At 74.0% G+C, this 14,301-nt stretch carries 13 protein-coding genes; 8 read left to right on the top strand and 5 right to left on the bottom strand.

All coding sequences use genetic code 11. The features are described from left to right. Positions 1 to 14: 14 nt before the first annotated feature. Positions 15 to 542 carry a GNAT family N-acetyltransferase gene (locus HBO46_RS15765; protein WP_166133383.1) on the bottom strand — a complete coding sequence of 176 codons (528 nt, stop codon included), beginning with the start codon at positions 540 to 542 and terminating at the stop codon, positions 15 to 17. A gap of 61 nt (positions 543 to 603) precedes the next feature. On the opposite strand from HBO46_RS15765, the gene HBO46_RS15760 reads away from it, so the two are divergent. From HBO46_RS15760 to HBO46_RS15745, 4 genes are all read left to right on the top strand, one after another. After that, positions 604 to 1,776, top strand: a complete 1,173-nt coding sequence (locus HBO46_RS15760) for a sensor histidine kinase (RefSeq protein ID WP_166133381.1) — start codon at positions 604 to 606, stop codon at positions 1,774 to 1,776. Positions 1,777 to 1,816: 40 nt separating this feature from the next. Next, a complete protein-coding gene (locus tag HBO46_RS15755; protein WP_224769144.1) occupies positions 1,817 to 3,505 on the top strand; it encodes an FAD-binding dehydrogenase in 1,689 nt (562 codons plus the stop codon). A gap of 192 nt (positions 3,506 to 3,697) precedes the next feature. Then, the gene (locus tag HBO46_RS15750; RefSeq protein WP_166133379.1) at positions 3,698 to 5,236 is read left to right on the top strand and encodes a malate:quinone oxidoreductase; all 1,539 of its coding nucleotides are present in this window, start codon (positions 3,698 to 3,700) and stop codon (positions 5,234 to 5,236) included. 94 nt (positions 5,237 to 5,330) lie between these two features. After that, positions 5,331 to 6,143 carry a thioesterase family protein gene (locus HBO46_RS15745; protein WP_166133377.1) on the top strand — a complete coding sequence of 271 codons (813 nt, stop codon included), beginning with the start codon at positions 5,331 to 5,333 and terminating at the stop codon, positions 6,141 to 6,143. A 20-nt stretch (positions 6,144 to 6,163) separates the two neighbouring features. Here HBO46_RS15745 and HBO46_RS15740 read toward each other — a convergent pair whose 3' ends face one another. Continuing rightward, positions 6,164 to 7,660: a hypothetical protein gene (locus tag HBO46_RS15740; protein WP_166133375.1), complete on the bottom strand. Its 1,497-nt coding sequence runs from the start codon at positions 7,658 to 7,660 to the stop codon at positions 6,164 to 6,166. Between the two features lie 279 nt (positions 7,661 to 7,939). Beyond that, complete coding sequence (locus HBO46_RS20615) at positions 7,940 to 8,992, bottom strand: hypothetical protein (RefSeq protein ID WP_224769140.1); 1,053 nt, start codon at positions 8,990 to 8,992, stop codon at positions 7,940 to 7,942. 66 nt (positions 8,993 to 9,058) lie between these two features. On the opposite strand from HBO46_RS20615, the gene HBO46_RS20610 reads away from it, so the two are divergent. From HBO46_RS20610 to HBO46_RS15720, 4 genes are read left to right on the top strand one after another with little or no spacing between them, the layout of a single operon-like run. Next, positions 9,059 to 9,790, top strand: a complete 732-nt coding sequence (locus tag HBO46_RS20610) for a (deoxy)nucleoside triphosphate pyrophosphohydrolase (protein WP_224769139.1) — start codon at positions 9,059 to 9,061, stop codon at positions 9,788 to 9,790. A gap of 42 nt (positions 9,791 to 9,832) precedes the next feature. Continuing rightward, positions 9,833 to 10,771, top strand: a complete 939-nt coding sequence (mshB, locus tag HBO46_RS15730) for an N-acetyl-1-D-myo-inositol-2-amino-2-deoxy-alpha-D-glucopyranoside deacetylase (RefSeq protein WP_166133373.1) — start codon at positions 9,833 to 9,835, stop codon at positions 10,769 to 10,771. A 2-nt stretch (positions 10,772 to 10,773) separates the two neighbouring features. Further along, positions 10,774 to 11,130: a DUF6113 family protein gene (locus HBO46_RS15725; RefSeq protein ID WP_166133371.1), complete on the top strand. Its 357-nt coding sequence runs from the start codon at positions 10,774 to 10,776 to the stop codon at positions 11,128 to 11,130. Between the two features lie 10 nt (positions 11,131 to 11,140). Continuing rightward, positions 11,141 to 12,865 (top strand): VanW family protein, encoded by a 1,725-nt coding sequence (locus HBO46_RS15720; protein WP_166133369.1) that lies wholly within the window; start codon positions 11,141 to 11,143, stop codon positions 12,863 to 12,865. A gap of 55 nt (positions 12,866 to 12,920) precedes the next feature. Here the strand turns inward: HBO46_RS15720 and HBO46_RS15715 are convergent, their stop codons facing one another. Together HBO46_RS15715 and HBO46_RS15710 are read right to left on the bottom strand one after the other, a co-directional pair. Next, positions 12,921 to 13,277, bottom strand: coding sequence for a molybdopterin-binding protein (locus HBO46_RS15715; protein ID WP_166133367.1), 357 nt, complete (start codon positions 13,275 to 13,277; stop codon positions 12,921 to 12,923). A gap of 95 nt (positions 13,278 to 13,372) precedes the next feature. Continuing rightward, positions 13,373 to 14,293 (bottom strand): GNAT family N-acetyltransferase, encoded by a 921-nt coding sequence (locus HBO46_RS15710; protein ID WP_166133365.1) that lies wholly within the window; start codon positions 14,291 to 14,293, stop codon positions 13,373 to 13,375. Positions 14,294 to 14,301 lie beyond the last annotated feature (8 nt).

Genomic DNA, 14,301 nt, shown 5'->3' with positions numbered 1-14,301 from the left:
CGGGCTCACCAGGCTCACCAGGCGTCGCCGGGCCGGTCCTCGCACGCCACCGGCGCGCCGAGGTCGAGCCCGCGCGAGCCGGGCAGGCGCAGCACCATCAGCGCGTCGTCGTCCTCCGGTGTCCGCACGCGTACGCCGCCGCGCACGACGTACGACGGACCGCGCCAGCGCTCCCAGCCGAGCCGCTCGTAGAACCCGTGCTCGCCGGTCGCGAGCATCGCCGCCGGGTAGTGGTCCGGCAGCAGGTCCTGGAGCGCGGCCATCACCGCGGTCCCGAGCCGCTGGTGCTGGCGGGCCGGGGTGACCGCCACCGCCTCGACGTAGCCCACGGCCCAGGCCCCGCGCCCGATCAGCACCCGCCGCGGGACGACGCTGGCGTGCGCCAGCACCTCCGTCCCCTCGCGCAGCAGGGCGTGCAGCCCGCCGAAGGCGTGCGCGCCGTCGGTGTCCTCGAAGTCGTCGAAGGCGCTGGCCCACAACCGCCACAGGCCCGCGCGGGTGGCCGCGTCCAGGGCATCGGAGGCGACGATCTCGGGGGTCATCGCTCCAGCATGGCCGCGGCGGTTCCGCCCGGGCGAGCCCTCGAGGTGCAAGACTGCCGCCGTGGGTGGGGAGGAGAGCGACGTCCTGCGCGCCGAGGCCGAGCAGCTGCGGCGCACCGAGCGCGTGCTCGCGGAGACCAACGAGCGCTTCCGCTCGCTGTTCGACTACAACCCCCACGCGGTGTTCTCGGTCGACCTCGAGGGGCGTTTCGACTCGGTCAACCGGGCTGCCGCCCAGATCAGCGGGCGCACCGCGGACGACCTGCTCGGGCGCGGCTTCGCCGACCTGCTCGCGCCGGCCGAGATCGTGTCGGTGTTCGCACACTTCCATCGCGCCCTGCAGCGCGACTCGGTGCAGTTCGAGACGGTCCTGCGACGTCCCGACGGCGAGCTGGTCGAGCTGCGGGTCTCGGCGCTGCCGATCGTCGTGGACGACGTGGTCGAGGGGGTCTACGGCATCGCCGAGGACGTCACCGCGCGCAACCGGCTCCAGCGCGAGGTCGACCGCACCCGCCGCAGCGCCGAGGAGGCCAACCGCGCCAAGTCGCTGTTCCTGGCCAACATCAGCCACGAGATCCGCACCCCGCTGACGAGCGTCATCGCGGGTGCCGAGCTGCTGGCCGAGACCGGGCTCGAGGCCGACCAGCGGATGCTGGTGGGCAGCCTGACGCGCAACGGCCAGCGGTTGCGCAGCCTGGTCGACGACCTCCTCGACTTCTCGCGCATCGAGGCCGGCACGATGCACCTCGAGCGCCGTTCCCTGGACCTGCGGGTGCTGGTCGGACGCTGCGTGGACCGGGTCCGGGCCGGTGCCGACACCGCCCGTCTCGGCTTCACGGTCCGCGTCGACGACGAGCTGCCGACGGCGCTGGTCGGCGACCCGGAGCGGGTCGCGCAGGTGCTTGGCAACCTGCTCGACAACGCCGTGAAGTTCACCCACCACGGGGGCGTGGCCGTCGACGTCGAGGTCGCCGAGCGCACCGCCGAGACGGTGAAGGTGCTCGTACGGGTCTCGGACTCGGGGATCGGCATCGCGCGCGAGCACCAGGACCGGCTCTTCGAGACCTTCAGCCAGGCCGACCCCACGATCACCAGGCAGTACGGCGGGACCGGGCTGGGACTCGCGCTGTGCCGTCAGCTGCTCACGCTGATGGGCGGCACCATCTGGGTGCAGGCCGCACCCGGGGAGGGCAGCACCTTCTCCTTCGTGCTGCCGCTCGCCGTGCCGCGCTGATCCCCGCCGACCGGGCCTGCGGCGTGCGAGGATCGCGGCCGTGGAGCCACAGCCGAGCACCCCGACCCTGACCCGCACCGACGTCGTCGTCGTGGGAGCCGGCCTGGCCGGCCTCGTGGCCGCCGCGGAGGCCGCCGACGCCGGGCGCCAGGTCGTGCTGCTGGACCAGGAGCCCGAGCAGTCGCTCGGCGGCCAGGCGTGGTGGAGCCTCGGCGGGCTGTTCCTCGTCGACAGCCCCGAGCAGCGCCGCATGCGCGTGCGGGACTCCCACGAGCTGGCCTGGCAGGACTGGCAGGGCAGCGCCCAGTTCGACCGTGAGGAGGACCGCTGGCCGCGCGCCTGGGCGGAGGCCTACGTCGACTTCGCGGCGGGGGAGAAGCGCGCCTGGCTGCGCCAGATGGGCCACCGGATCTTCCCGGTCGTCGGATGGGCCGAGCGCGGCGACGGCCGCGCCGAGGGCCACGGCAACTCGGTGCCGCGCTTCCACATCACCTGGGGCACCGGCCCGGGCATGGTCGAGCCGTTCGAGCGCCGGGTCCGCGCGCACGCCGAGGCCGGGCGGATCCGGTTGCTGTTCCGCCACCGGGTGGACGGCATCGTGGTCGAGGACGGCGCCGCGGTCGGCGTGCACGGCGCGGTCCTGGAGCCCAGCGACGTGGAGCGCGGCCGGCCCAGCAGCCGGGTCCAGGTCGGCGACTTCGAGGTGCGCGCCCAGGCGGTCGTCGTGACCAGCGGCGGCATCGGCGGCAACCACGACCTGGTCCGCAAGGCCTGGCCCGCCCGGCTCGGGACCCCTCCGGCCCGGATGGTCAGCGGCGTACCCGCCCACGTCGACGGGCGGATGCTGGTGATCACCCAGGACGCCGGCGCCACCGTGATCAACCCCGACCGGATGTGGCACTACGTGGAGGGCATCCGCAACTTCGCCCCGGTGTGGGACAACCACGGCATCCGGATCCTGCCCGGGCCCTCCTCGCTCTGGCTCGACGCCACCGGCCGGCGCCTGCCCGCGCCCTGCTACCCCGGCTTCGACACCCTCGGGACGCTGCGCCACCTGCGCACCACCGGTCACGACCACTCCTGGTTCGTGCTGACCCAGAAGATCATCGAGAAGGAGTTCGCGCTCTCCGGCTCCGAGCAGAACCCCGACCTCACCGGCAAGGACGTCCGGCTGCTGCTCAAGCGGGTCCGCCCGGGCGCGCCCGGTCCGGTGGAGGCGTTCAAGCAGCACGGCGAGGACTTCGTCGTCGCCGACACGCTCACCGAGCTGGTGGCCGGCATGAACCGCCTCGAGCCCGGCCCGGACGGCTCGGGGATGGTCGAGGAGACCGCCCTGCGCACGCTCGTGGAGCAGCGCGACCGCGAGATCGACAACGCCTACACCAAGGACGCCCAGGTCACCGCGGTGCGCGGCGCGCGCAGCTACCTCGGCGACAAGCTGATCCGGGTCGCCACGCCGCACAAGATGCTGGACCCGAAGGCCGGACCGCTGATCGCGGTGCGCCTGCACGTGCTCTCGCGCAAGACCCTCGGCGGCCTGGAGACCGACCTCGGCGGCCGCTGCCTGCGCGTCGACGGCACTCCGTTCCCCGGCCTGTACGCCGCGGGGGAGGTCAGCGGCTTCGGCGGCGGCGGGATGATGGGCTACAACGCCCTCGAGGGCACCTTCCTGGGCGGCTGCCTGTTCTCCGGACGTGCCGCCGGGCGCACCGCCGCCGTCGACGTCTGAGCCGTCGCCGTACCGCCTGTCGGCGCCGCCGTCCCCGCAGGGCGAGGCCCGCGACGGGCGCCCTGTGGTGCAGGTCTCAAATGCAACCCCCTCCAGCCACCCCCTGAACGCCGGGTGTACGGCGCCTTCTTGAATGGTCGCGCGCGTGGCAGAACCCCTCGAACTGCCACGGCTCTTCGAGGAGATAACGCTGTGTCCACTCAGGTCGACAAGTCCAACGCCGCTCCCACTGAGCAGACAGGCGGCATCCCCGCCTACGACGTGCTGCTCGTCGGAGGCGGCGTCATGTCCGCGACGTTCGCGACGCTCATCAACCAGGTCGAGCCGACCTGGACGATCGGCATCGTCGAGCGCCTCGACGAGCTCGCCCAGGAGTCCTCGGGCCCTTGGAACAACGCCGGCACCGGTCACGCCGCCCTGTGCGAGCTGAACTACTCCCCGCAGCTGCCCGACGGCTCCGTCGACGTCAGCAAGGCGCTCTCGGTCAACGAGCAGTTCCAGCTGACCCGCCAGATGTGGGCGTTCCTGGTCGAGTCCGGCCAGATCCCCGACCCGACGTCGTTCGTGCATCCCACGCCGCACCTCAGCTTCGTGTGGGGCGAGAAGAACGTCGACTACCTCCGCACCCGCTACGAGCTCCTCGCCGACCAGCCGCTCTTCGCGGGCATGGAGTACACCGAGGACCCGGCCGTCATCGCGGAGTGGGCGCCGCTCCTCATGGCCGGTCGCACCGGTGACGAGCCCGTCGCCGCGACCCGCTCGCTGGCCGGCACCGACGTCGACTTCGGCTCCCTGACCCGCCAGCTCATCGGTGGCCTGCGCGACCGCGGCGCCGCCGACCTGTTCACCGGCGTCGAGGTACGCCGCCTCCAGCGCCACGACGGCGGCTGGCGGGTGCGCGGCAAGCGCCGCGACGGCTCCGGCACCTTCGAGGCCACCGCCCGCTTCGTCTTCGTCGGCGCGGGCGGCCAGGCCCTGAACCTGCTCCAGCGCGCCGGCATCGAGGAGATCCGCGGCTTCGGCGGCTTCCCGGTCAGCGGCGAGTTCTGGCGCACCACCAACCCCGAGATCGTCGCGCGCCACCAGGCGAAGGTCTACGGCAAGGCAGCCGTCGGCGCCCCGCCGATGTCGGTGCCGCACCTCGACACCCGCGTCGTCGACGGCAAGCCGAGCGTGATGTTCGGTCCGTACGCTGGCTTCAGCGTGCGCTTCCTCAAGTTCGGCTCGCTCTTCGACCTGTTCCGCTCGGTGCGCTTCCACAACGTGTGGCCGATGCTCCAGGCCGGTCTGCGCAACCTCAGCCTGGTCGTGTACCTCATCAAGGAGGTGCTGGCCACCAAGAAGTCCCAGCTCGAGGAGCTGCGCCAGTTCGTGCCCGAGGCCGAGGCCGACGACTGGGAGAAGATCACCGCGGGCCAGCGCGTCCAGGTCATCAAGAAGGTCCCGGGCAAGGGCGGTGTCCTCCAGTTCGGCACCGAGGTCATCACGGCCGCCGACGGCTCGATCGCCGGTCTGCTCGGGGCGTCCCCGGGCGCCTCGACGGCCACGCCGATCATGCTCGAGATCATGGAGCGCTGCTTCCCCGACAAGATCGAGGACTGGCGCCCGGCGCTGGAGAAGATGATCCCCTCCTACGGCACCCAGCTGAGCGCGCACCCCGAGCTCGCCCGCGAGATCATGGCGCACACCACCGAGGCGCTCGGCCTGGGCGAGGTTCCCGCCGCCCGCTGAGGCCCTGCATGCCCTCGACGGCCCCCACTGCGCATCGCGCGGTCGGGGGCCGTCGGCGTCCCCGGGTCGAGACATCGTTCGTTACTTTGTGCGCATGACGACCACCGCGCCCTCGGAGTTCGACCTCGACACCGCGGTCCGGCCCGCCGGCCCGGGCGTCTGGGCCGCCGACCTCGCCGCCGGCTGGCAGGTCGGGGGAGGGCTCAACGGCGGCTACCTGCTGGCGACCGTGGGGACCGCGCTGCGCGAGGCGATGCCCGGCAAGCCCGACCCGCTCGCCGTCAGCGCCCACTACCTGTCCGCCTCGGTCCCGGGACCGGCCACCGTCGAGGTCGACGTACGCCGCGACGGCGGCAGCCTGGCGACCGCCGCGGCGCGCCTGGTCCAGGACCGCACCACCCGCATCGAGGTGCTCGCGACGTACGGCGCGCTCCCGGGCGGGGGCGAGGTGTGGACGACGGCGGTCGAGCCCGAGCTGCCGCCGCGCGACCGGTGCGTGTCCGGCGCCGTGGCTCCTGCGGACCTGCGACGGGTGGCCCCGCTGATGGACCGCTTCGAGATGCTCTTCCACCCCGACCAGGTCGGCTGGGCCGTCGGTGCCCCGAGCGGGGACGGGGTGATCAGCGCCTGGTTCCGGCTGCCCGGCCGCGAGCCGGACCCGCTGGCGCTGCTCCTCGCGGTGGACGCGCTGCCGCCGGTGACCTTCGACCTCGGCCGCCCCGGCTGGGCGCCCACGATCGAGCTCACCGCGCACCTGCGCGCGGCCCCGGCGCCGGGCTGGCTGAAGGTGCGTCACGCGACCCGGACCCTGGTCGGGGGGATGTTCGAGGAGGACTGCGAGGTCTGGGACTCCGCCGGCCGCCTGGTCGCCCAGTCCCGCCAGCTCGCCCGGGCACCGCGCGGCTGAGGCGCGCAGCGCGCCCCTGCTCAGCCCGGGAGCGCCTCGTGCAGCGCCGGACCCGTGCGCAACCACCAGCGGGCCGCGGCCGCGACCGTCTCGTCGGCGTGCGTGGTGAGCGGCAGCACGTGGTCGGCGCCGGACATCCCCAGCGCGAACATCGCCGCATAGCGCAGGTCGGCGCGCGGGGCGCCCAGCAGGCGGGTCACGGTCGTGGCGTCGTCGTCGCTCAGCGGGTGCCGGTCGCGACCCAGCTGGGTGAGCGCCCGGCCCTGGACCCACGGGCGTCGGTGGTCGAGTGCGGCGACGCGCACCCGGTCCCGCACCTCGGTGCAGTCGAGGCTCGACAGCAACGACCACGCGCGGTCGGCGAGGAACTCGTCGGGTCCGCAGGCGAGGTCGAGCAGCAGCGGCGCCAGGATGCGTGAGTACGGGCTGGCGCCCAGCAGGTGTGCGGCATGGCGGCGGCGCACCTTGAGGAGGTGGAACAGCCCCTCGCGGACCAGCCGGCGCAGCATCGGGTCGGGGTCGTCGCGCAGCGCGCGCGGGCCGGCGGACTGGGCGCGGTCGGCGATGCGCTGGGAGACCTGCCGCGCGACCGACGGCGCCACCAGCTCCCGGGTCGCGCGGCTCTTCACGAGCCAGGTGCGCGCGGACTCGCTGCGCAGCGCGCCCAGGACCACGTCGAACGCCGGCTCGGGCAGGTGCGCGGCGAGCTCGAGGGCGTTGACGCCGTGCGGCGTCCCCTCCGCCCGGCGCAGCCCGTGGATGGCGGCCCGGACCAGGACGTCGCGGTAGTCCTCGCTGAACTGCTGGCGACTCGCCTTGGCGGCCAGGACGCCCGAGGTGACCGGGCCCAAGGTGGGGTGCCCGGAGTAGTGCAGTCGGACCAGCAGGTCGCTGGCCTGGTCGCCGCGCACCTGCGCGAGCAGGCTGACCGCGCCGTGACCGACCTGCAGGTGCGGGTCGGTGCAGTACTCACCCAGGGCCCGCAGCATGTGGCGCTGCGACTCCGGCTGGAGCAGCAGCATGGTCGCGGTCTCGTAGCGCGCGACGTACGCCGGGCCGACCGCCCGGGCCAGCTCGTGCAGCAGCGCGCGACACACGGCCTGCCAGGTGCTCGGGTGCAGGTAGACCCGCTCGTAGTGGGTCAGCTCGACGGCGAGACCGAGCCACTGGGCGCCGCTCGCGCGACCTGCGTCGACGTCCTCGAAGAGCCGGTCGAGGTCGCCGGCCGGCTCCGGCCCGGGCAGGCGTCGCGCGGGCGAGGCGTCGCCGAAGGCGCGGGCCAGCCCGCGGGTGACGGCGAGGAACGAGCCGGGCACGGCGCCGACCAGCGCCTCGTAGGCCTGCACGGTCCGCTCGGGCGCCGTGTGCTGCCCGGACTCCCACCGGCTGATCCGGGTGCGGTCGACCTGGATCCCGTGCTGCTGTGCCAGGGCGGCGACGAAGGACTCGCGCGCGCAGGTCTCCTGGTCCCCGGCGAGACGGGAGGTGGCCAGCAGCCACCCGATCCGCTGGCTCACGCCGATCTCGGCCCGCTCGACAGGGTTCGGGTCGTCGGGCAGACGCTGCGGGCGGCCCCTCCGTCGTGCTGCTGGTCTGCTGGTCGTTCCTTCTGTGGTGCTCAGTGCGCCCACGTACCTTTCGTTCCCCCACGGTGCGTCGATCTCGAGCCGGCCCCCCTGACCGGCTCGACGCAGAACGTCGCAGTACCCGAAAGTAGTCACGCATTGATGCGGCGCCCGGTTCTTTCACCACGAATGGTGGCGCGCAACAACAGGGCGGTCGCGACCCCCGACCCGTCAGTGGCGGTCGAACCAGGCCCGGTCGAGCGCGACCAGCCAGCGGCGGCCGGGATGCTCGGTGAGCGTCCACAGCTCGTCGCGGGAGGGCCACCACGTGAGGTCCTCCGGCCCCATCGGTACGGCGAAGCGGTGCGCGCGCCAGTCGCCGGGCTCGCCGACGTACACCGTGCCGGGCGTCCACGGACCCTGGGAGGCGGTGACGTGGTGGCGGCCGCGGGCGACGGCGACCCCCTGGGAGCGCACCATCGTCGCCTCGTCGGTGGTGTGGGCGCGTGCCAGGCCGTCGTCGCCGACCACGGGGACGCCCTCGGGGTCGAGCAGGAACCGGGCGAGGCGGCGGGTCTGCCGCGCGGAGCCGTACTCGCCGACGATCAGGTGCGGAGGGGAGGCCTCGCGGTCGAGGGAGAGGAAGGAGTGGCGCAGCCGCTCACCGTCGCCGTCCACGCCGCCGCGCTGGCTGGAGTGCAGCGGCAGCAGGTAGCGGTGCCCGTGGGTGCCGAGGTCGCGGCGCGCGTCCGGGACCCGCAGGATGTCGCGCACGTCGAAGGTGTGGAAGCCGCGCCGGGTGGCCGCGACGTGCAGCCGCGGGCCGTCCCAGACGATCCCCCCGGCGTGCACCGGAACCGGCTCGACGGCCACCCTCCCGGTGTCGTCGAGGACCGCGCGGACCAGCAGCACGTGGCGGTAGCGCAGCCGGTCGAGGTCGACGAAGCTGACGCGCGCCCCGGCACCGGCCTTCGAGTACCACGTCGTCACCAGCAGCCGCCGGCCCTCGACGGTGTCGACGCCGGGGTCCGGTGCGGCCTCCGCGGAGGAGGAGATTCCCTGCGGCCACCAGGTGCGGTCGCGGGCGTCGCCGCGCTCCCAGGCCAGTGCCCGTCGTACGGCGCGCCCCGGCGCCCAGGTGCGCCGCATCCGGCGGTCCAGGTCGGCGAGCACTCCCGGCAGCCCGACGGCGCCGCCCAGCTCGGCGGCGAGGGCGGCACGCGCCTGCGGGTCCTCCACGCGGCGGCGCAGGTGGACCGAGCCGGGCTGCGTGGGCGCGCTCATGCGAGGAACCGTAGCGCCACGCCCACGCCGGAGGACGGGCCCGGACGCCCACTAGGCTCGGGGTCCGTGAGCACCGGCAGTGACGCAGAGACCAGGCAGCAGGTCGTCGCGGCGGCCATCGTCCGCGCGGGCCGGGTGCTGGCCACCCGCCGCACCGCACCGCCCGCGCTCGCCGGGCGCTGGGAGCTGCCCGGCGGCAAGGTCGAGCCGGGGGAGCGGCCCACGGCCGCCCTCGAGCGCGAGATCGCCGAGGAGCTCGGCTGCGGCGTCGAGGTCACCGGCTGGCTGCACGGCGCGGCCCCGATCGGGGACACCCACGAGCTGCGGGTCGCCACCGCGCGGCTGGTCCGCGGCGAGCCGGACCCCGTCGAGCACGACGCGGTGCGCTGGCTCGGCGCCGAGGAGCTCGACCCGGCGCACCCCGACGCGGTGGACTGGCTCGAGCCGGACCGCCCCTTCCTCGCCGAGCTCACCGTCGTGCTGCGCGCGATGCCGGCGCCGACCGGGCTGCGCGCCATCGTGTTCGAGGAGGACGACGCCCGGGCGCTCGAGGCCCGGCTGCGCGCCGACGGCTACGACGCCGAGGTGCGACGCGAGCGCCTCGCCGGCGAGGACGACGATGAGGACCACCCGTGGGCGGTGGTCAGCGACGCCCCCGAGGTCGTGCTGGACCTGCTCGTGGACGCCTACGACGGCTGGCTGGACCGCGAGGACGTCGCGCCACCGCACCCCGCGGCGGCGCCCCTGGACCTGCCGACCGCGCCTCGTCGCATCAAGCGGCCCCTCGAGGGGGACTGAGGAGCCCGCGGCCCTGAGGGAGGCGCCCCCTAGGATCGGGGCATGACCGCAGACCTCCCGGCCCAGGCCTCCGCGCAGCGTCTGCTGCTCGTGCACGCCCACCCCGACGACGAGTCGATCGGCAACGGCGCCACGATGGCCAAGTACGTCGCCGAGGGCCGCCACGTCACGCTCGTGACCTGCACCGCCGGTGAGATGGGCGAGATCCTGGTGCCCGAGCTCGAGCACCTCGGTGCCGACCGCGACGACCGCCTCGGCGAGCACCGCCGCGGCGAGCTGGCGGACGCGATGAAGGCGCTCGGGGTCACCGACCACCGGTTCCTCGGCGGCTTCGGCCGCTTCCGCGACTCCGGCATGAAGTGGCACGAGCAGGGCCACGCCGTGGCGGCCGACGAGATCCACGACAACGCCTTCTGGCGCGCCGACCTCACCGAGGCCGCCGACCTGCTCGTCGAGATCATCCGCGAGGTGCGCCCGCAGGTCCTGGTGACCTACGACCAGTTCGGCGGCTACGGCCACCCCGACCACATCCAGGCCCACCGCGTCGCGACGTACGCCGCCTCGCTCGCCGCCGTCCCGTCCTACCGCCTCGACCTGGGCGAGCCGTGGGACATCGCGAAGATCTACTGGGGCGCGATGTCGGAGAGCCGCATGCGCGCGGGGCTGCGCGCGCTGCGCGAGGCGGGCGACAACAGCTTCGAGGGCATGGACCCCGACGGCCCGCTGCCGCACTTCGTCACCCCCGACGAGCAGCTCGCGGCCCGCATCGACGCCACCGACTACGTCGAGCGCAAGATGGCGGCGCTGGCGGCGCACGCGACCCAGATCACCACCGACGGCCCGTTCTTCGCGCTGAGCAACAACGTCGGCCAGACTGCCTGGGGCGAGGAGTTCTACCGCATCGCCAAGGGCCGGCTCGGCGAGGTCGGCCCCGACGGCCTGGAGACCGACCTCTTCGCCGGTCTCGCGCTCGACGACTGAGCGTGCGGCGCTTCCTCTCCGGCCTGCTCGCGGTGCCGGTGCTCCTGCTCGGCGCCGCGACGGCGGTGGCGACCGTGGCCGTCCACGGGCGCTGGTGGGGACTGCTGCTGGGGCTCGCCGCGACCCTGGCGACCGAGGCCGCGCTGCCGTCCGGATGGACCCGACGGGTCGCCTGGGCGACCGGATGGGTCGTGATGGTGGGATATCTCGCGGTCCCGCGGAGTGAGGGTGATTACGTCATCGCAGGGGATCTCCCCGGCTACGCCGTGCTGATCACCGCTGCGGTCGTGGCCTTGGTCGCACTGGCGACCCTTCCAGGACGCTCGCGGATGCGCACTCCTCTTCCACCCACTACCTAAGATGTGGGCCGTGAGTGCAACGGATACTACCCCTGGACGAGAGAAGGCGGGCGGCCGCATCGTCGCGTTCGTCGTCCTCGGCCTGGTCGTGCTGGCGGCGCTGGGCTACGGCGCCCTCTACGTCCTGGCCGGCGACAAGGTACCCCGCGGCACGACCGTCGCCGGTGTGGAGATCGGCGGCAAGACCCGTGCCGAGGCCGAGCGCGTGCTCGACGACGCCCTGGCCGACCGGATCAAGGGCGCGGTGAGCGTCAAGGTCGGCAAGCGCGTCGAGCAGGTGACCGCCGCCGACGCCGGCCTGGAGGTCGACGTCGAGAGCTCGGTCGCCGCCACCGGCGCCGAGCGCAGCTGGTCGCCCTCGCGGCTGTGGGACTACTTCGTCGGAGGCGAGGACCACGACGCGGTGGTCGACGTCGACGACGCCCGGATGGACGCGCTGCTCACCGAGCTCGCCGACGAGGTCGGCACGCCCCCGCGCGACGGCGGCCTGGTCTTCGAGGACGGCGGCGTCCGCGTCGTCGAGCCCCGCAAGGGCCGCGCGATCGACCCCGACACCGCCCGCGAGGAGATCCTCGCCGCCTACCTGCGCGAGGAGCCGGTCGCCGAGCTGCCGGTCCGCGGCGCCGACCCCGCCATCGACGAGGCCGAGGTGCAGCGCGCGCTCGACGAGTTCGCCAACCCGGCGCTCTCCGGCCCGGTCACCCTGGACTTCCGCGGCTCCTCGGTCGAGCTCAGCCCCGACGAGTACGCCGACGTGCTCGGCGTACGCGCCGAGAAGGGGCGCCTGGTCCCGGAGCTGGACGAGAAGGCGCTGCTCGAGCTCATCGACGCCAAGATCGGCGACGAGGGGGCCGCGGTCGACGCGACCGTGCGCCTGGTCGACGGTCGCCCGAAGGTGGTGCCCGGCCGCAAGGGCGTCACCTACGACCCCGACGAGGTCACCGGGGGCTTCCTGCGCCTGGTCACCGCCCCCGAGGGCAAGCGCAGCATGACGGTGGCCGCCGCCGTCGACGAGCCGGACTTCACCGCCGAGGACGCCAAGGCGCTCGGCATCAAGGAGAAGGTCTCCTCGTTCACGACGTACTACCCGCCTGCGACCTACCGCGACGTCAACATCGGCCGGGCCGCCGAGCTCATCGACGGCACCGTGCTGAAGCCGGGGGAGACCTTCTCCCTCAACGACACCGTCGGCGAGCGCACGGTCGAGAACGGCTTCACCACCGGCACGATCATCAGCAACGGCATCTTCAAGGAGGACCTCGGCGGCGGGGTCTCGCAGATGGCGACGACGCTGTTCAACGCGGCGTTCTTCGCCGGCCTCGAGGACGTCGAGCACAAGCCCCACTCGGTCTACATCGACCGCTACCCGGTGGGCCGCGAGGCCACCGTGGCGTGGGGCGCCGTCGACCTGCGCTTCCGCAACGACACCGACCACGGCGTCCTGATCAACGCGAAGGTCACGCCGAGCGCGGGCCGCTCGCAGGGTGTGGTGACCGTGGAGATGTGGTCCACCAAGACGTGGGACATCGAGACCACCACCAGCGAGCGCTACGCCCCCACCGCGCCGAAGACCCAGACGCTGAGCGGGCCGGAGTGCCTGCCCAACACCGGCTACAGCGGGTTCGACGTGGACGTGGAGCGGATCTTCAAGCGCCCCGGGTCCGACAAGGTCGTGCGCACCGAGAAGATGACGACCACCTACATCCCCTCGGACACGATCATCTGCAAGCCCTGACGCGCGCGGCTGCGGCCCGAGGCGGGAGCCTCGGGCCGCAGCCGGACAGGTCGGGTCAGCCGGCGAGCCGGCGCGTCGGGGCCACGGTGACCCGGATGCCGGGCTCGGTGGTCGCGACGCTGCCCGCGGAGTCGCTGGTGCGCAGCACCACGACGTGGGTGCCGGCCTCGCCGGGACGCCACGGGTGCTCCCACTCGACGCCCTCGGACGGGTCGTTGTCGCCGGTGAGCGTGGTCTCCTCCCAGGTCGCGCCGCCGTCGGTGCTGATCTCGACGACGCTGATGGTCGCGCGCGGCGACCAGGCGCGGCCCTGGAGCACGGTGAGCTCCTGACACACCGCCGCGTCCACGTGGGCGAGCGTGCTGGTCGGCAGGGTCGCGCCCGTGACGGGCTGGGTGTGGTGGCTCAACATGAGGTAACCATACAAACAAAGTCTTGATAAGGGGGCTTCGTTCGCACGGCGGCCCCGGCGTGTCCGGCGTGCTCGGGGCGGGCCGCCTCGACCCTTTAGTCGGCCTGGAGGTAGCGCGCCACGTGGTGGGTGGCGAAGCCGAGGCCGCGCCACAGCACGCGCGCCGGCTCGTTGTCGGTCTCCACGTGCACCCAGGCGGTGGTCGCGCCGCGCTCGGCGGCCAGCTCCAGCAGCTCGTCCAGCACCAGCCCGGCCAGCCCACGGCGGCGGTGCGCCTCCTCGACGTGCAGGGAGTGCAGGCCCACCCAGTCGCCGTCGAGCCCGGCCCGGCCGCTCGCGAGCAGCTCGTCGCCGCGGCGTACCTCCGCCAGGGCGCGGGGGCCGTCCACCTCGAGGGTGGCCCGGGCGCCGTCGGGCAGGGTGCCGCCGATCGCGCGGCGGGCCCGGCGCACGCGTGCGACGGAGGCCAGCTCGAAGGCCGTCTCGCCGCTGGGGTACGCCGTCCAGCCGTGCGCGAGCAGCCAGGACTCGGCGGGGGAGCCGGCCTCCACCTGGGCCAGCGGCGTGCGCCCGCGCTCGCGGTAGAAGGAGAGGACCGCGTCGGCCGCCTCCGCCAGCGGGCGGTCCGGCTCGCCCATCGCCAGGCACGAGTTGGCGCGCTTGAGCGGGCGCCCGACCGGCTGGGCCACCGTGCGCAGCACCCACTCGCCGAGCGCCTCCTGCTCGACGTCGGGCCAGAGCGCGAGCGCGTGGCCCTCGGCCTCGCGGACCCCGACCCGCTGGCGCACCGAGGGGCGCGGCGGCACCGGCTTGCCCGACACGATGTCGGCCAGGGCGATCACCACGGGGTCGCCCTCCTCGGGCGCGATCGTGCACGTGCGGTCCTCCCACGCGGTGCAGATCCCGAGCAGGTCGGTCATCGCGGGACCGCCGGACGGCCCGGTCTCGCCGCGCAGCAGGCGTCGTACGACGACCCGCTGGCCGACGACGTGCGGCCCCAGCAGGTGCTGGCCCACCGGTTCGT

This window comes from Nocardioides ochotonae (assembly GCF_011420305.2).
In the GTDB taxonomy this organism is placed as follows: Bacteria; Actinomycetota; Actinomycetes; order Propionibacteriales; family Nocardioidaceae; genus Nocardioides; species Nocardioides ochotonae.
This window is presented reverse-complemented; position numbering and strand designations above follow the sequence as displayed.